This window comes from Pseudomonas sp. R4-35-07, assembly GCF_003852235.1.
Lineage (GTDB): Bacteria > Pseudomonadota > Gammaproteobacteria > Pseudomonadales > Pseudomonadaceae > Aquipseudomonas.
Genome location: NZ_CP027732.1, coordinates 5,126,471 through 5,142,565 on the forward strand (window position 1 = coordinate 5,126,471; position 16,095 = coordinate 5,142,565).

Genomic DNA, 16,095 nt, shown 5'->3' on the forward strand with positions numbered 1-16,095 from the left:
GATCAGCTAACAACCAACTGACTGACACACCGCCATCGGGGGCAAGCCCCCTCCCACACTTAGAACTTCACAAGTACTTGCGATGCGCATTCGGCACACAGAGGCCGAGTTAAAACAATAAGAATGGAAGGTACTTCCCATGCCCAGCGAACCCACAAGTTCTTCCGTCGACTTAGAAAAAGTCGGCACCGATTACTTTCAACAACGCGAACTCAAAAAAGGCGCCGCCGGCTGGGTGCTGCTGGTCGGCCTCGGTGTCGCCTACGTCATCTCCGGCGACTACGCCGGCTGGAACTTTGGCCTGGCCCAGGGCGGTTGGGGCGGCATGTTTCTCGCCACACTGCTGATGGCCACCATGTACCTGTGCATGTGCTTTTCACTGGCCGAACTGTCTTCCATGATTCCCACCGCAGGCGGCGGCTACGGCTTTGCCCGCAGCGCGTTTGGCCCTTGGGGCGGGTTTCTCACGGGCACGGCGATCCTGATCGAATACGCCATCGCGCCCGCCGCCATCGCGGTGTTTATCGGCGCGTATTGCGAGTCGCTGTTCGGCATTGGCGGCTGGATGATCTACCTGGCGTTCTACATCATCTTTATCGGCATCCACATTTTTGGGGTGGGTGAAGCGCTGAAGCTGATGTTCGTGATCACCGCCATCGCGGCCATCGCCCTGGGCGTGTTTCTGGTAGCGATGGTGCCGCACTTCAATGTCGCCAACCTGCTGGATATCCCGGTGACCGAAGCCAAGGGTGCCAGCCCTTTCCTGCCGTTCGGCTACGTCGGCGTGTGGGCGGCAATCCCCTATGCGATCTGGTTTTTCCTCGCGGTAGAAGGCGTGCCCCTGGCCGCTGAAGAAACCAAGAACCCCAAACGCGACCTGCCACGCGGCTTGATCGGCGCGATTGTGGTGCTGACCAGTTTTGCCCTGTTGATCCTGGTGATCGCACCGGGCGGCGCGGGCACTTACGCCTTGATCAAATCCGGCAACCCACTGGTGGAAGCGTTGGCATTGTCCTACGGCGGTTCGACCTGGATGGGCAGCTTCGTCAACCTGGTGGGCCTGGCCGGCTTGATCGCCAGCTTTTTTTCGATCATCTACGCCTATTCGCGGCAGATCTTTGCCCTGTCCCGCGCTGGCTACCTGCCGCGCAAGCTGTCCGAGACCAACAAGAGCAAGGCGCCGGTGTTGGCGCTGGTGATCCCCGGCATTATCGGTTTTGGCCTGTCGTTGACCGGCCAGGGCGACCTGCTGATTCTGGTGGCCGTGTTCGGCGCCACCCTCTCCTATGTGCTGATGATGGCCGCCCACATCACCCTGCGCATCCGTCGCCCCAAAATGGATCGCCCCTACCGCACGCCGGGCGGCATCTTCACCTCGGGCGTGGCGTTGGTACTGGCCTGCGTGGCCGTGGTGGCGGGCTTTCTGGTGGATCCGCGCGTGGTCATTGGCGCCGCGATCATCTATGGAGTATTAATTGCTTACTTTGCTTTCTACAGCCGGCATCACTTGGTAGCGGGCACGCCGGAAGAAGAATTCGCGGCGATCCAGGCCGCAGAGGCCGCCTTGCACTAACTGCCGTAAACCTCGACGCGGGCGCCTTGCCCGCGTCGTCAAGGAGACACTGTATGGCAAGCTTTTCCCACGCGGTGGGTGCACAGACCTACCGCTTCGACAGCCTCAAGGACCTGATGGCCAAGGCCAGCCCGGCGCGTTCCGGCGACTTCCTGGCGGGCGTGGCGGCGCACAATGATGGCGAACGGGTCGCGGCCCAAATGGCGCTGGCGAACACCCCGCTCAAGCACTTCCTGGAAGAAGTGTTGATCCCCTACGAAAACGACGAAGTCACCCGGCTGATCATCGACACCCACGACAAACTGGCCTTCGCCACGGTCAGCCACCTGACCATCGGCGGCCTGCGCGACTGGCTGCTCAGCGACGCGGCCGATGAACAATCCCTACGCGCACTGGCGCCGGGGCTGACACCGGAAATGGCCGCCGCCGTGTCCAAGATCATGCGCGTGCAGGACCTGGTACTGGTGGCACAGAAGATCCGCGTGGTCACCCAATTTCGCGGCACCATGGGCCTGCGCGGGCGCCTGTCCACACGCCTGCAACCCAACCATCCCACCGACGAACCGGCCGGCATCGCCGCCAGCATTCTCGACGGCCTGCTCTACGGCAACGGCGACGCGATGATCGGCATCAACCCGGCCACCGACAGCATCGCCTCGATCTGCGCCATGTTGGAGATGCTCGACGCAATCATCCAGCGCTACGACATCCCCACCCAGGCATGCGTGCTGACCCACGTCACCACCTCCATCGAAGCGATCAACCGTGGCGTGCCGCTGGACCTGGTGTTCCAGTCGATCGCCGGCACCGAAGCGGCCAACGCCAGCTTCGGCATCAGCTTGAGCCTGCTGCAGGAAGGCTATGACGCGGGCTTGAGCCTCAACCGCGGCACCCTGGGGCAGAACCTGATGTATTTCGAAACCGGCCAGGGAAGTGCCTTGTCGGCCAACGCGCACTTCGGCGTCGACCAGCAAACCTGTGAAACCCGCGCCTATGCCGTGGCCCGGCACTTCAAACCGTTTCTGGTGAACACCGTGGTCGGCTTTATCGGCCCCGAATACCTGTACAACGGCAAACAGATCATCCGCGCCGGGCTCGAAGACCACTTCTGCGGCAAGCTGCTCGGCGTGCCGATGGGTTGCGACATCTGCTACACCAACCACGCCGAAGCCGACCAGGACGACATGGACACCCTGCTGACCCTGCTCGGCGTGGCCGGGATCAATTTCATCATGGGCATCCCCGGCTCCGACGACATCATGCTCAATTACCAGACCACCTCGTTCCACGATGCGCTGTACGCCCGCCAGACCCTGGGGTTGAAACCGGCGCCGGAGTTCGAGCAATGGGTGGCGAAAATGGGCATCTTTACGCAAGCCGACGGCAAGGTACGCTTCGGTAACAGCCTGCCACCGGCGTTCCGCCACGCGTTGGCGCAACTGGGATGAAGGAGCCGCCTGTGCAACTCGACCTGCCTGACAATCCATGGCTGCAATTGCGCCGCCTGACCCCGGCGCGCATTGCCCTGGGCCGCACCGGCACCAGCATTCCCACCAACGCGCAGCTGGATTTCCAGTTAGCCCACGCCCAGGCGCGGGATGCGGTGCATCTGCCCTTCGACCATGAAGCGCTGAGCCGCCAATTCGCCGAACGCGGCCGCGACAGCCTGTTGCTGCACAGCGCCGCCACCGACCGGCATATCTACCTGCAACGGCCGGATCTGGGACGCCGCCTCAGCGATGAATCGGCGCAGACCTTGCGCGATTACGCGTCGGCGCATCCCGATGGCGTGGACCTGGCGATCGTGGTCGCCGATGGGCTGTCGGCGCTGGCCGTGCATAAACACACCGCGCCTTTTCTTACACGCCTGGAAGAACAGACCCACGCCGAAGGTTGGTCCCTGTCACCGGTGATCCTGGTGGAACAGGGCCGCGTCGCCGTGGCCGATGAGATCGGGCAGCTACTCGGCGCCAAAATGACGGTGATCCTGATCGGCGAACGGCCGGGGCTGAGTTCGCCGGACAGCCTGGGCCTGTATTTCACCTACAACCCCAAGGTCGGCCTCACCGACGCCTATCGCAACTGCATCTCCAATGTGCGCCTGGAAGGCCTGAGTTACGGCATGGCGGCCCATCGCCTGCTGTACCTGATGCGCGAGGCCTGTCGCCGGCAACTGTCCGGGGTCCATCTCAAGGATGAAGCGCAACTGCAGACGATCGAATCAGATGACCCGGACCTGATGAAAGGCAATTTCCTGCTCAGCCCACCTGTGGATTGATCGCGACACGATTGCGCTTTTTCGCGGCATTAGGCAGCATCGAGCCACCACCGCGCGCGTGGTCATACCCATTTGGATGTTGAGGCCTGGCATGCGGATTACTCAAGCGACCCTGGAACACCTGGACCTGCTGACCCCGTTGTTCGTCAAATACCGCGAATTCTATGGTGCCCTGCCGTTCCCGGACTCGTCGCGGGCCTTTCTGGAAAAGCGCCTGCGCCGTAAAGAATCGGTGATCTACCTGGCGCTCGCCGATGATGATGACAAACGACTGCTGGGGTTCTGCCAGCTGTATCCGAGCTTTTCCTCGCTGTCGTTAAAACGCGTGTGGATCCTCAACGACATCTACGTGGCCGAAGACGCGCGTCGACAATTGGTCGCCGACAACCTGATGCGCACGGCGAAGAAGATGGCCAAGGAAACCCACGCGGTGCGGTTGCGGGTGTCGACCAGCAGCGACAATGACGTGGCGCAGAAGACCTATGAGTCGATAGGGTTTCGCGAAGACACCGAGTTCAAAAACTACGTGCTGTCGATCAACGAAGAATAGCCCGCAAATACCACAGATCCCTTGTGGGAGGGGGCTTGCTCCCGATAGCGGTGGGTCAGCCAATATCCATATCACTGACCCACCGCAATCGGGAGCAAGCCCCCTCCCACATTTTTAAACCGGGTCCCACTGCTTCACACTTTCACGACACTCCCCGCTACAAAAGCCACACGCTTTTCACCATTCAATCCGTATAATGCCGACCTTTCAGGGTTGTAAGAATCTCGACATACACGTGTAGCCTTATTTCCCGTCGTCCCCGCACTGGCCTGCTGAGCCGGGCCATTCACACAGGTGCCATCCATGGATTTCAACCCGCTTGACCTTATCCTGCATCTCGACGTTTACCTCGACATGCTGGTAACCAACTACGGTCCGTGGATCTACGCCATTCTGTTCCTGGTGATTTTTTGCGAGACCGGCCTGGTGGTCATGCCGTTCCTGCCGGGTGATTCGTTGCTGTTCATTGCCGGCGCCGTCGCCGCAGGTGGCGGCATGGACCCGGTGCTGCTGGCCGGCCTGCTGATGCTGGCAGCCATCCTCGGCGACAGCACCAACTATGTAATAGGACGAACCGTGGGCGAGCGCTTGTTCAGCAACCCGAACTCGAAAATCTTCCGCCGTGACTACCTGCAGAAAACCCACGACTTTTACGACAAGCACGGCGGCAAGACCGTGACCCTGGCGCGCTTCCTGCCGATCCTGCGCACCTTCGCGCCGTTCGTCGCCGGCATTGCCAGGATGCCCTACCCGCGCTTCTTCGGTTTCAGCGTGCTGGGCACCATTCTCTGGGTCGGTGGCCTGGTGACCCTGGGTTACTTCTTCGGCAACGTGCCGTTTATCAAGAAGAACCTGTCGTTGCTGGTAGTGTTCATCATCCTGCTGTCCCTGGTGCCGATGATCATCGGCGTGGTGCGCAGCCGCTTTGGTCGCACCTCCTCCGAAGCCAATCCGCACTGATCGCCCATGTGGTCCCTCAGCGCCTGGCGTCGCCGGCGCCTGCTGGCCAAGCACCCGATTGCCGATGACACCTGGCAACGGGTGCGTCACCACCTGACCTTCCTCGACGGCATCACCGCCGAGCAAGACCAGTGGCTGCGCGAAGCCTGTGTGCTGTTCCTCGCCGAAAAACACCTCACCGCCCTGCCCGGCGTCGAACTGCATCAGGAACAGCGCTTGCTGCTCGCGGCCCAGGCGCAACTGCCGCTGATGAACCTGGGTGACCTCGACTGGTATCAGGGCTTCCATGAAATCGTGCTGTACCCTGACGACTTTCTCAGCCCGCAACGCCATCGCGATGCCAGCGGCGTGGAACATGAGTGGGACGGCGAGCACAGCGGCGAAGCCTGGCAACAAGGCCCGGTGATCCTCGCCTGGCCCGGCGTACTGGCCAGCGGCCAATGGGCAGGCTACAACCTGGTCATCCATGAGCTGGCGCACAAACTGGACATGCTCAACGGCGACGCCAACGGCCTGCCCCCGCTGCACAACGACATGCGCGTGCAGGAATGGGCCAGCGTGATGCAAAGCGCCTTCGACGACCTCAATCGCCAACTCGACGCCAACCCGGACGCTGACACCGAGATCGATCCGTACGCAGCGGAAAACCCGGCGGAATTTTTTGCCGTCACCAGCGAGTATTTTTTCAGCGCCCCGGATTTACTGGTCAGCCATTACCCACAGGTGTACGCCCAACTCAGCCGCTTTTACCGCCAGGACCCGCTGGCCCGCCTGACCCAACTGCAAGCCCACGACCCGCGCTACCAGCCACAGGGCGAATGACCGTACGACGCTTGGCGCATGGCATCGGCGTCAGAATATGCCTATAATCGCCGCCACTTTTAGGCCAATCCGGCCATGTCATATGGCCAACTACGGGGGCAACGCCCAATGAGCTACAGCAAGATTCCGGCTGGCAAAGACCTGCCGAACGACATCTATGTCGCCATCGAAATTCCGGCCAACCACGCGCCGATCAAATACGAAATCGACAAAGACAGCGACTGCCTGTTCGTTGACCGTTTCATGGCCACCCCGATGTTCTACCCGGCCAACTACGGTTTCATCCCCAACACCCTGGCTGACGACGGTGACCCCCTCGACGTGCTGGTCGTGACCCCTTACCCGGTCACCCCAGGCTCGGTCATCCGCGCACGCCCGGTCGGCATCCTGAACATGACCGACGACGGCGGCGGCGATGCCAAAGTTATCGCAGTGCCACACGACAAGCTGTCCCAGCTGTACGTCGACGTGAAGGAATACACCGACCTGCCGCCACTGCTGCTGGAACAGATCAAGCACTTCTTCGAGAACTACAAAGACCTCGAAAAAGGCAAATGGGTGAAGATCGACGGTTGGGGCAACGCAGACGCTGCCCGCGCCGAGATCATGAAGTCGGTAGCCGCCTACAAAGGCTGATACTTGCGCCTCATTGCCACGGCAATTAAAAAGCCCCGATTATTCGGGGCTTTTTTATGAACATTAAACGCCGAGTTCAACTCTTAACTTTCGGTGTTTAACTAACACTAATAAATGAAGAATCAAGCTACAACTAAGGAAAAACCTACACACGCAACTCAACGCATAGTTTATTTGAATAGTTTTCCTGGCCGGTAAACTCTGCGTTTATGAATACATCAGGTGATCGTTTAAAAGCGCTATTACGGGAAGTTCATCTTTCCGCCTCCGACTTCGCCAAGAATCGCGGCGTCACGCCTCAGCACGTGAACAACTGGTTCAAACGCGGCGTCCCCATGGGCCGACTCAACGAGTTCGCAGAACTGCTGTGCGTTTCCAGTCGCTGGTTAAGCGATGGCCGCGGCCCCAAACACCCACCGGTCAACTACCTGTTGGACGGCCCCACCGCAAGGATTGCACCGACCCGCGAAGACATCGGCAAATACCTCACAGGCCCTGCCTGCCGCCCGGATAATACCGACGTGGAGATCCCCCTCCACCCCACATTCACCTCAACCGAACGCATCCGCGTCACCCAGCACACCCTCGAAACCCTCAACGTAAATCCCGACCGCGCGGTAGGCGCCTACATGGTCGACAACAGCATGATCGACATCATCCAACAAGGCGCCACCCTCGCCATCGATAAAGGCCGCACTCAAATCATCGACGGCGAAATCTACGCCGTCGAACACGACGGCATGCTGCGCATCAAATACCTCTACAACCGACCTGGCGGTGGCCTGCGCATGCGCAGCCACAACGCCAGCGAACACCCGGACGAATACCTCACCTACGACGAACGCTTCGAGCAGAACTTCCAGATAGTCGGCTGGGTATTCTGGTGGTCCACCCTCAACAACCGCCGCCCACCAGTACCGCTGGACGAACACCTGCTGGGCTGGGAAGGCTCTGAATCGGAACCGGAGGTGGGCAACTGAGGTGAATGTGGGTATCATGCGCCGCACATTTGGCAGGGGGTGGTTTCAGGCTATTGCCCTGCCAGGCGATGCGGAGGAGTTCCCGCGGATGCCCCTACTATTCAGCCCGACGCAACGTGGGCTGAGCGATTTGAAGGCTGGTGAGGTTTGTCAAAAACAAGCTGAAACAGTCCCCGAGAAGCCGGCCACAAGCCGGCTTTTTAATGCCCGTCTATCTCAGATCAATTGTCCAACAGCTGCTAGACAATTGAATGGTCAAAAGAGGCCGCTTAGCGACTTGCTGGCCTTGCACGTCATGAGGCCTGCAAACATTCCACAGCCCGATCGGCCACCATCTTGGCCATCTCCACCAAATGCATCACCGCCCTCTGCGGCGCAGCCACTGGTTCGCCGAGCACCTGCGACGTAGCCACCGCACAATGCAACAGCTCAGCCACCTGAGCCCAGGCATCCTCGAAACTCAGTTCTTCGCTGACCGTAAACGGACTGGTCACAGCTGATGACGGCGAATCCGAACAAACGTTATCCATAGCAAAACTCCAATCGATAAGTTGGAGCTGCCATTTCCCGCGACTAAACAAAAGGCGGCAGCTGTACGCAGGTTAGTCGACCGGTCGATTGGGAACCCGGCGCACCCGGAGGTGCCCTGCGCACAGCCACCATAAGATGCAGGCGAAGAGGTGCCTGACTCATGAGTTGCTTATGCGCCAATCGAATCCGAGCGACTAAACCCGATCACTGAATGTGCAGTGACAATCCGCAGCCTAGTCACCCATTTCCGCTGGCGCAATGCGGTTGGGATTCTCTCGGAAACGTCCTGCGAATGAAAGGGATAGGACCTGCTGGCCCTTCAAAGTCAAATCCCCCATCGCTCTTCGCATTGATTTATGCAACAGGTGCTGCACAAGCCAGAAAAAACCATCGTCCTTTTTAAGTTGACAGTAAGACTCCTCCCACCCGATTTATCCGTCACGATCCACCCATTAATCTGTGCCCATGTTGAACACAACGCCCAACCAACCTAAACAAAAAAAGGATTCAACCATGAGCACTCCAACCTACAACCGCCTGAACAAAGACGACGCCATCGTGCTGCTGGTCGACCACCAGACCGGCCTGATCTCCCTGGTGCAGGACTTCTCCCCCAACGAGTTCAAGAACAACGTGCTGGCCCTGGCCGACCTGGCCAAGTTCTTCAACCTGCCGACCATTCTCACCACCAGTTTCGAGCAAGGCCCCAACGGCCCGCTGGTGCCGGAGTTGAAGGAAATGTTCCCGGACGCGCCGTATATCGCTCGCCCAGGCCAGATCAACGCCTGGGACAACGAAGACTTCGTCAAGGCGATCAAGGCCACCGGGCGCAAGCAGATCATCATCGCTGGCGTGGTGACGGATGTGTGCGTGGCATTCCCGACCTTGTCGGCGCTGGCGGAAGGGTTTGAGGTGTTCGTGGTAACGGATGCGTCGGGCACGTTCAATACCACGGTGCAGCAGGCGGCATGGAGCCGGATGACCCAGGCCGGTGCGCAGTTGATGAACTGGTTCTCCGTGGCGTGTGAGTTGCACCGCGACTGGCGCAACGATATTGAAGGGCTGGGGAATTTGTTGTCCCAGCGGATTCCTAACTATCGCAATTTGATGAATGGGTATGCGGCGCTGACAGCTCAGCAGAAATAAGTCAGCCCAGTGTGACGATAAGCCTGCCCTGAAAAGGCAGGCTTTCGGTGTTTGAACCGGCTTACCCCGCCAGCTCTCTCTCTATCTGCTCAATGCTGGGCAAACTGGTCTGCAGTTCTGCCGACAAAGACTCTACCCACTGATATTCCGCCACACCGATAGGCCGGTTGTTATCGCGCAGAGCATATTCAGCCACCACCTCATTTTTACCCTTGCACAGCAACAGGCCAATGGTCGGGCCATCCTGTGGGTGCTTCAGTTCGGCATCTACAGCCGCGAGATAGAAGCTCAACTTGCCCAGATGCTCGGGCTTGAATTTACCCGCCTTGAGTTCGATCACTACGTAGCAGCGCAGTTTCAAGTGGTAAAACAACAGGTCAACGAAGAACTCATCACCGCCAACATTCAGCAGTACTTGCCGGCCAACGTAGGCAAAGCCTGCGCCCAACTCCAATAAAAATTCAGTGACATGCTTGATCAAGGCGTTTTCGATATCGCGCTCTTGCGCATCCAATCCCAGACTGAGAAAGTCAAAACGATAAGGGTCCTTGAGAGATTCTCGGGCTAGATCGGATTGTGCCTTGGGGAGATGGTTTTCGAAGTTACTGACGGCCCTGCCACTGCGCTCCAGCAGGCGGTTTTCGATGTGCAATACCAACGCGTTGCGCGACCAATTATGCTTGATCGTTTGGGAGACGTACCAACGTCGCGTTTCAGGGCCGGGAAGTTTGTCCAATAGGGCGATTTGATGGTACCAAGGCAATTGTGCAAGCACCTCTTGCACAAATTCCGAATCCGGCCACGCCTCTGCAAAAGCGCGCATATACTTGAGATTGCGGGGCGAGAAACCCTTAATATCGGGAAACGCTGCACGCAGATCCTGCGCGAGGCGATCAATCACTTTGCTCCCCCAGCCTTGATCGCTCTGACGGCCCAAAATTTCGCGTCCAATCTGCCAGTAGAGCAGCACCAATTCACGATTGACCGCGATTGACGCGCGCTGCTGTGCGTTATGGATGCGGCCCTTGAGGTCTGTCAGCCAATCGGTGTAGCCCTCGGGTGGCGCGGACAACCCAATAGAGGTTTCGCTCATGCCTGGTTCACTCTTGTGTTTTCGGCAGGCTAGTCAGGCAGCTGTGCCGTCACAAGAGCTCATGAATACTCCAGGAAGGCTCCTGCGGCCTTTGCGGAACGGTCCTGCTGGCACTCTTCGCTACTGATTCAAAAACAACGATGGCGCCGGTCCCTGACTCTCCCCGATAGGCCCCCCCTACCCTGAAACCACTTGCGGACAATGAGATATATGTTTCGCGCTTCGGGCAAGCTGAAACGCGGTGAGCCGAATAACGCCGCTAATCGGCTCACCGCCTGCACGCTCCCACTCATTTGCCCCAAATCCCCATGTCTGCTAGTGTCGCGCCGGTTTACCGTCTACCGGAATTGCCGCCATGGCCCTCAAAAAAGTTGCACTCGATTTCGAACAATCCCTCGCCGACCTGCAAACCCTGGTCGAGCGTCTGGAGAACGGCGAGTTGTCGCTGGAAGACTCGTTGACGGCGTTTGAGCAAGGCATCGGCCTGACCCGTGACTGCCAGAGCGCGTTGGCGCAGGCTGAGCAGAAAGTGCAGGTATTGCTTGAGCGTGATGGGGAGTTGGCCGAAGAACCTTTCGATGCGGAACAACCCGAATGATCGATGCGTATCAGGCCAGTAGCCAAGCCCGGGTGAATGCGGCGCTGGAGCCCTTGTTTGTTGCGCCAAGCCCGGAAATGAAGCGCCTTTACGACGCCATGCGCTACAGCGTGATGAATGGCGGCAAGCGCGTGCGCCCGTTGCTGGCGTATGCGGCGTGTGAAGCGCTGGGTGCGCCGGCCGAGGACGCGAATGGCGCGGCCTGCGCGGTAGAACTGATTCACGCCTACTCCCTGGTACACGACGATCTGCCGGCGATGGATGATGACGATCTGCGTCGCGGCCAGCCGACCACCCATAAAGCCTTCGATGAAGCCTATGCGATCCTGGCCGGTGATGGCCTGCAGAGCCTGGCGTTCAGCGCGTTGCTCGACCCGCGTTTGAGCCGCGTGAATGCCGAGATCCGCCTGCGCATGGTCACCGCCCTGGCCCTGGCGGCAGGCCCGGCCGGTATGGTCGGCGGGCAGGCGATCGACATGGGTTCGGTCAGCCTCAAGCTGGATCAAACAGCCCTGGAACACATGCATCGCCACAAGACCGGCGCGTTGATCGAGGCTGCGGTGCAGCTCGGTGCCCTGGCCAGTGGCCGGGCCGAAGCCGCGCAATTGGCGGCGCTGCACACCTATTCACGAGCTGTTGGCTTGGCGTTTCAGGTGCAGGACGACATTCTCGACGTGGAAAGTGACACCGCAACCCTCGGCAAACGCCAAGGCGCGGATATCGCCCGGGACAAGCCCACCTATCCTGCGCTGCTCGGGCTTGCGGCCGCCAAGGCGTATGCCGTGGAACTGCGCGACCAGGCCTTGGACGCCCTGCGACCTTTCGACGCGGCGGCTGAGCCGTTGCGTGACCTGGCGCGGTATATCGTCGAACGCCGCCACTGATAACCGTGGCGATCAGCGCCGCATATCGGCCAAGTTGGCGCCCCTGCGTGGGCAGTTTGCAACGCTTGAGGTAAACTGCCGCCTCTTCTATACCTATAACGATTCGCCTGATGCCCACGACGTTCCAAGAGATTCCCCGCAAGCGCCCGTCCACGCCCCTGCTCGACCGCGCTGCCACGCCGGACGGCCTGCGTCGACTGGGTGAAGCCGAGCTGGAAACCCTGGCCGATGAACTGCGCCTGGAATTGCTCTACACGGTCGGCCAGACCGGTGGGCATTTCGGCGCCGGGCTGGGCGTGATCGAGCTGACCATCGCCTTGCACTACGTATTCGACACCCCGGACGACCGGCTGGTGTGGGACGTGGGCCATCAGGCGTATCCGCATAAAATCCTCACCGGCCGGCGCGAGCGTATGGCCAGCCTGCGCCAGAAGGACGGTATCGCCGCCTTCCCGCGTCGTTCCGAGAGCGAGTACGACACCTTTGGCGTCGGCCACTCCAGCACCTCGATCAGTGCAGCGCTGGGCATGGCGATTGCCGCTCGCCTGCAGAACAGCGATCGCAAGGCGATTGCGGTGATCGGTGATGGCGCGCTGACAGCGGGCATGGCCTTCGAAGCGTTGAACCATGCGCCGGAAGTGGACGCCAACATGCTGGTGATTCTCAACGACAACGACATGTCGATTTCGCGAAACGTCGGCGGCCTGTCCAATTACCTGGCGAAAATCCTCTCCAGCCGTACCTACGCCAGCATGCGCGAAGGCAGCAAGAAAGTGCTGTCGCGCCTGCCCGGCGCGTGGGAAATTGCCCGTCGCACGGAAGAATATGCCAAGGGCATGCTGGTGCCCGGCACGCTGTTCGAAGAATTGGGCTGGAACTACATCGGCCCTATCGACGGCCATGACCTGCCGACCCTGATCGCCACGCTGCGCAATATGCGTGACCTCAAGGGCCCGCAGTTCCTGCATATCGTCACCAAAAAAGGTAAAGGCTTCGCGCCGGCGGAAGTCGACCCGATTGGTTACCACGCGATTACCAAGCTGGAACCACTGGACGCTCCCGCCGCTGCGCCGAAAAAGGCCAGCGGGCCGAAGTATTCCGGTGTCTTTGGCGAATGGCTGTGCGACATGGCCGCCGCCGACCCGCGCCTGGTGGGGATCACCCCGGCGATGAAGGAAGGCTCCGACCTGGTGGCGTTCAGCGAGCGTTTCCCGTTGCGTTACTTCGATGTGGCGATTGCCGAGCAGCACGCAGTGACCTTCGCCGCCGGCATGGCCTGCGAAGGCGCCAAGCCGGTGGTAGCGATTTACTCCACCTTTCTGCAACGCGGTTATGACCAGTTGGTGCATGACGTGGCGGTGCAGAATCTCGACGTCTTGTTCGCCATCGACCGCGCCGGCCTGGTGGGCGAAGACGGGCCGACCCACGCTGGCAGCTTCGATCTGTCCTACCTGCGCTGCATCCCCGGCATGCTGGTGATGACGCCGAGCGACGAGAACGAACTGCGCAAGATGCTCAGCACCGGCCACCTGTACAACGGTCCGGCGGCCGTGCGCTATCCGCGCGGGAATGGCCCGAATGCGCTCATCGAGAAAGACCTGGAGCCTATCGAGATCGGCAAGGGCATCGTGCGCCGCCAGGGCAGCAAGACGGCCTTCCTGGTGTTCGGGGTGCAACTGGCCGAAGCCCTGAAAGTCGCCGAGAAGATCGACGCCACCGTGGTCGACATGCGGTTCGTCAAACCGCTGGATGAAGCGTTGGTGCGCGAGATTGCCGATAGCCATGAGTTGCTGGTGACGGTCGAAGAAAACGCCATCATGGGCGGTGCCGGCGCGGCGGTCAGCGAGTTCCTGGCGCGGGCGAATATCCTCAAGTCGGTGCTGCACCTGGGCCTGCCGGATATGTATGTCGAACACGCCAAACCGGCGCAGATGCTGGCTGAATGCGGGTTGGATGAAGCCGGTATCGAAGCCTCGGTGCGCGAGCGCTTGGCGCTCCTGAATCAGTAACCGGATCCAAATGTGGGAGGGGGCTTGCTCCCGATAGCGGTGTATCAGTTGTAGCTATTTTGACTGAAGCACTGCAATCGGGGGCAGGCCTCCTCCCACATTTTTTGATGTGTGCAACCTTCAAACGCTATGGACGGCCCATGAAACGCCTGTACCTTGCATTGCTGCTTCTGCCAGCCTCGCACCTGCTCGCCGATACCCGGGTCCAGGCCCTGAAGCTCTCCGACGTGGTCATCAGCGCTAACCGCCAGGTGCAGGCGCGCAATGACAGCAGCGCCGCCAACACCGTCTTCACCCGCGCCGATATCGACCGCCTGCAACCTTCCAGCCTGACCGATCTGCTCAGCCGCGTGCCCGGCGTGCAAGTTGCGCCCACCGGCGGCCGTGGCAGCTTGCCGGGCATTTACATTCGCGGCACGAAGTCTGCGCAAAGCCTGGTGCTGGTGGATGGCCAGCGCATTGCCAACACCACGTCCGGTGACAGCGGCCTGCAATACCTGAACGTCGACCAGATTGAGCGCGTGGAAGTGCTGCGCGGTTCACGTTCGGTGATCTACGGCAGCGATGCGATCGGCGGGGTGATCCAGGTGTTTACCCGGCGCAACGCCGCGCAAGGCCTGCAACCGCGCCTGAAGCTCGGCGTTGGCAGCAACCAGACGTGGCAGCGCAGCCTTGGCCTGTCGGGCGGCGATGAGCAGACGCGCTTCAACCTGGGCGCAAGCCTGGATGAAACCGCCGGCATCAATTCAACCCATCAGTCGTTTCCCAGCGATGGCGACCATGATGCCTACCGCAACCGGTCCCTGAGCCTGAACCTCAGCCATTCGTTCAGCGACGAGCTGGAGGTGGGTTTCAACCTATTGGATAACCGTGGCAAGTCAGAGTACGACAACAGCTTCGGGCGCTATGACTTCGCCACCGGGCAAAGCCTCGGCCAGAAACCCTACACCGACTACACCGTCAGCAGTGCCAGCGGCTACGTCGACGCCACCCTCAGCGAAGGCTGGCAGTCGCGCCTGGAACTGGGCCACAGCGAAAACCGCGACACCAAGCGCGATACCCTCAGCGACGATTTCAGCGTGTTCGATACCTACCGCGACTCGGTCAACTGGCAGAACGACCTGACGCTGGACGACCGCAACAGCTTGATCGTCGGTGGCGACTGGTACGAAGACCGCTTCCACGGCTCCACCACCTTTACCGAAGACAGCCGCTGGAACCGCGCCGCCTTTGTGCAGCACCGTTTCCAGGGTGAGTGGTTTTCCACCGAACTGGGCCTGCGCCGCGACCAGAACCAGCAGTTCGGCGGCCAGAACAGCTGGAGTGGCACGCTGACGGTGCCGATCAATCCGGACAACGATGTGTTGCTCAGCTACAGCGAAGGCTTCCGTGCGCCCACCTTCAACGACCTGTATTACCCCGACACGCAATACAGCAATCCCAACCTGCAACCTGAGCGCTCAAAGAGTTACGAGCTGCAATGGCGCAGTCAGTTAACAGACAGCACCCGCCTCGAGGCCTCGCTGTACCGCACCGACCTGAGCGATGCGATCATCCTCGACGGCGGCAAGCCGCAGAACGTGGCGTCGGCGCGGATCAATGGTTTTGAGGCGGCGCTCAAGCAGGAGCTGTTTGGCTGGCAGGGCAACCTGGGCGTCTCGCTGATCGACCCGCGTGATCGCGACAGTGGCCATACTTTGGCTCGTCGTGCACGGCGCACGGTGAACCTGGATCTGGACCGGCAGTTCGATAAGTTCGGCGTAGGTGCAAGCTGGCAGGCGATCAGCAGCAGCTACGATGACGAAGCCAACCGTAATCGCTTGGGCGGGTACGCCTTGCTGGGCCTGCGCAGCAGTTGGGCGTTGAGCCACGCGGTGTCGCTGTCGTTGAAGGTCGACAACCTGTTGGACAAGGCCTATTCCCGTGCGCGCTACAGCTATAACGATCCGGCGTTCCTGAACAATCAGGATTACCGGGAAGAAGGCCGGGTCTGGATGTTCGGCGTAACGTGGACGCCGCAGATGTGAGGCGCCAC

General features: G+C 60.2%; 15 protein-coding genes. 13 read left to right on the forward strand and 2 right to left on the reverse strand.

What is annotated here, in order from left to right; genetic code table 11:
- The first annotated feature begins 139 nt into the window (after nt 1–139).
- The 8 genes from eat to C4J89_RS23445 all read left to right on the forward strand — a co-directional run bounded on the left by eat (nt 140) and on the right by C4J89_RS23445 (nt 7,799).
- Nucleotides 140–1,573, forward strand: a complete 1,434-nt coding sequence (eat, locus tag C4J89_RS23410; protein WP_124415689.1) for an ethanolamine permease — start codon at nt 140–142, stop codon at nt 1,571–1,573.
- 53 nt (nt 1,574–1,626) lie between these two features.
- On the forward strand, nt 1,627–3,021 hold the full coding sequence (locus tag C4J89_RS23415) for an ethanolamine ammonia-lyase subunit EutB (protein WP_124415690.1): 1,395 nt from the start codon (nt 1,627–1,629) through the stop codon (nt 3,019–3,021).
- Nucleotides 3,018–3,851 carry an ethanolamine ammonia-lyase subunit EutC gene (gene eutC, locus C4J89_RS23420; protein ID WP_124415691.1) on the forward strand — a complete coding sequence of 278 codons (834 nt, stop codon included), beginning with the start codon at nt 3,018–3,020 and terminating at the stop codon, nt 3,849–3,851. The genes C4J89_RS23415 and eutC overlap by 4 nt, the downstream gene beginning before the upstream one ends.
- A gap of 91 nt (nt 3,852–3,942) precedes the next feature.
- Nucleotides 3,943–4,401, forward strand: a complete 459-nt coding sequence (locus C4J89_RS23425; RefSeq protein ID WP_124364575.1) for an N-acetyltransferase — start codon at nt 3,943–3,945, stop codon at nt 4,399–4,401.
- A gap of 303 nt (nt 4,402–4,704) precedes the next feature.
- Entirely contained in the window at nt 4,705–5,361 is a 657-nt protein-coding gene (locus C4J89_RS23430) for a DedA family protein (protein WP_124364576.1), read from the forward strand.
- Between the two features lie 6 nt (nt 5,362–5,367).
- A complete protein-coding gene (locus C4J89_RS23435) occupies nt 5,368–6,183 on the forward strand; it encodes a zinc-dependent peptidase (RefSeq protein WP_124415692.1) in 816 nt (271 codons plus the stop codon).
- Nucleotides 6,184–6,291: 108 nt separating this feature from the next.
- Entirely contained in the window at nt 6,292–6,819 is a 528-nt protein-coding gene (ppa, locus tag C4J89_RS23440) for an inorganic diphosphatase (protein ID WP_003176323.1), read from the forward strand.
- 209 nt (nt 6,820–7,028) lie between these two features.
- On the forward strand, nt 7,029–7,799 hold the full coding sequence (locus C4J89_RS23445) for a S24 family peptidase (protein WP_124368500.1): 771 nt from the start codon (nt 7,029–7,031) through the stop codon (nt 7,797–7,799).
- Nucleotides 7,800–8,092: 293 nt separating this feature from the next.
- On the opposite strand, the gene C4J89_RS23455 is transcribed toward C4J89_RS23445, so the two are convergent.
- Nucleotides 8,093–8,329, reverse strand: a complete 237-nt coding sequence (locus tag C4J89_RS23455; RefSeq protein ID WP_124415693.1) for a hypothetical protein — start codon at nt 8,327–8,329, stop codon at nt 8,093–8,095.
- Nucleotides 8,330–8,843: 514 nt separating this feature from the next.
- Here C4J89_RS23455 and ycaC point away from each other — a divergent pair.
- Complete coding sequence (gene ycaC, locus C4J89_RS23460) at nt 8,844–9,476, forward strand: isochorismate family cysteine hydrolase YcaC (RefSeq protein WP_057724871.1); 633 nt, start codon at nt 8,844–8,846, stop codon at nt 9,474–9,476.
- 61 nt (nt 9,477–9,537) lie between these two features.
- On the opposite strand, the gene C4J89_RS23465 is transcribed toward ycaC, so the two are convergent.
- Nucleotides 9,538–10,569, reverse strand: coding sequence for a YhcG family protein (locus tag C4J89_RS23465; protein ID WP_124415694.1), 1,032 nt, complete (start codon nt 10,567–10,569; stop codon nt 9,538–9,540).
- Nucleotides 10,570–10,924: 355 nt separating this feature from the next.
- Between C4J89_RS23465 and C4J89_RS23470 the strand changes: the two genes are divergently transcribed.
- The 4 genes from C4J89_RS23470 (at nt 10,925) to C4J89_RS23485 (ending at nt 16,087) form a co-directional block, all read left to right on the forward strand.
- Nucleotides 10,925–11,167 (forward strand): exodeoxyribonuclease VII small subunit, encoded by a 243-nt coding sequence (locus C4J89_RS23470; RefSeq protein ID WP_124415695.1) that lies wholly within the window; start codon nt 10,925–10,927, stop codon nt 11,165–11,167.
- A complete protein-coding gene (locus tag C4J89_RS23475) occupies nt 11,164–12,051 on the forward strand; it encodes a polyprenyl synthetase family protein (RefSeq protein WP_124415696.1) in 888 nt (295 codons plus the stop codon). Before C4J89_RS23470 ends, C4J89_RS23475 begins: the two co-directional genes overlap by 4 nt.
- 110 nt (nt 12,052–12,161) lie before the next feature.
- Nucleotides 12,162–14,060: a 1-deoxy-D-xylulose-5-phosphate synthase gene (gene dxs, locus C4J89_RS23480; RefSeq protein ID WP_124415697.1), complete on the forward strand. Its 1,899-nt coding sequence runs from the start codon at nt 12,162–12,164 to the stop codon at nt 14,058–14,060.
- Nucleotides 14,061–14,200: 140 nt separating this feature from the next.
- Entirely contained in the window at nt 14,201–16,087 is a 1,887-nt protein-coding gene (locus tag C4J89_RS23485) for a TonB-dependent receptor domain-containing protein (RefSeq protein ID WP_124415698.1), read from the forward strand.
- Nucleotides 16,088–16,095: the final 8 nt, after the last annotated feature.

Excerpts from the sequence above, each read along its gene's own strand:
- C4J89_RS23430 (WP_124364576.1), top strand. The coding sequence starts at position 4,705 with ATGGATTTCAACCCGCTTGACCTTATCCTGCATCTCGACGTTTACCTC.
- C4J89_RS23455 (WP_124415693.1), bottom strand. The coding sequence starts at position 8,329 with ATGGATAACGTTTGTTCGGATTCGCCGTCATCAGCTGTGACCAGTCCG.
- C4J89_RS23445 (WP_124368500.1), top strand. The coding sequence starts at position 7,029 with ATGAATACATCAGGTGATCGTTTAAAAGCGCTATTACGGGAAGTTCAT.
- C4J89_RS23485 (WP_124415698.1), top strand. The coding sequence starts at position 14,201 with ATGAAACGCCTGTACCTTGCATTGCTGCTTCTGCCAGCCTCGCACCTG.
- C4J89_RS23415 (WP_124415690.1), top strand. The coding sequence starts at position 1,627 with ATGGCAAGCTTTTCCCACGCGGTGGGTGCACAGACCTACCGCTTCGAC.
- ppa (WP_003176323.1), top strand. The coding sequence starts at position 6,292 with ATGAGCTACAGCAAGATTCCGGCTGGCAAAGACCTGCCGAACGACATC.
- C4J89_RS23470 (WP_124415695.1), top strand. The coding sequence starts at position 10,925 with ATGGCCCTCAAAAAAGTTGCACTCGATTTCGAACAATCCCTCGCCGAC.
- eutC (WP_124415691.1), top strand. The coding sequence starts at position 3,018 with ATGAAGGAGCCGCCTGTGCAACTCGACCTGCCTGACAATCCATGGCTG.
- dxs (WP_124415697.1), top strand. The coding sequence starts at position 12,162 with ATGCCCACGACGTTCCAAGAGATTCCCCGCAAGCGCCCGTCCACGCCC.
- C4J89_RS23435 (WP_124415692.1), top strand. The coding sequence starts at position 5,368 with ATGTGGTCCCTCAGCGCCTGGCGTCGCCGGCGCCTGCTGGCCAAGCAC.
- ycaC (WP_057724871.1), top strand. The coding sequence starts at position 8,844 with ATGAGCACTCCAACCTACAACCGCCTGAACAAAGACGACGCCATCGTG.
- C4J89_RS23465 (WP_124415694.1), bottom strand. The coding sequence starts at position 10,569 with ATGAGCGAAACCTCTATTGGGTTGTCCGCGCCACCCGAGGGCTACACC.
- eat (WP_124415689.1), top strand. The coding sequence starts at position 140 with ATGCCCAGCGAACCCACAAGTTCTTCCGTCGACTTAGAAAAAGTCGGC.
- C4J89_RS23425 (WP_124364575.1), top strand. The coding sequence starts at position 3,943 with ATGCGGATTACTCAAGCGACCCTGGAACACCTGGACCTGCTGACCCCG.
- C4J89_RS23475 (WP_124415696.1), top strand. The coding sequence starts at position 11,164 with ATGATCGATGCGTATCAGGCCAGTAGCCAAGCCCGGGTGAATGCGGCG.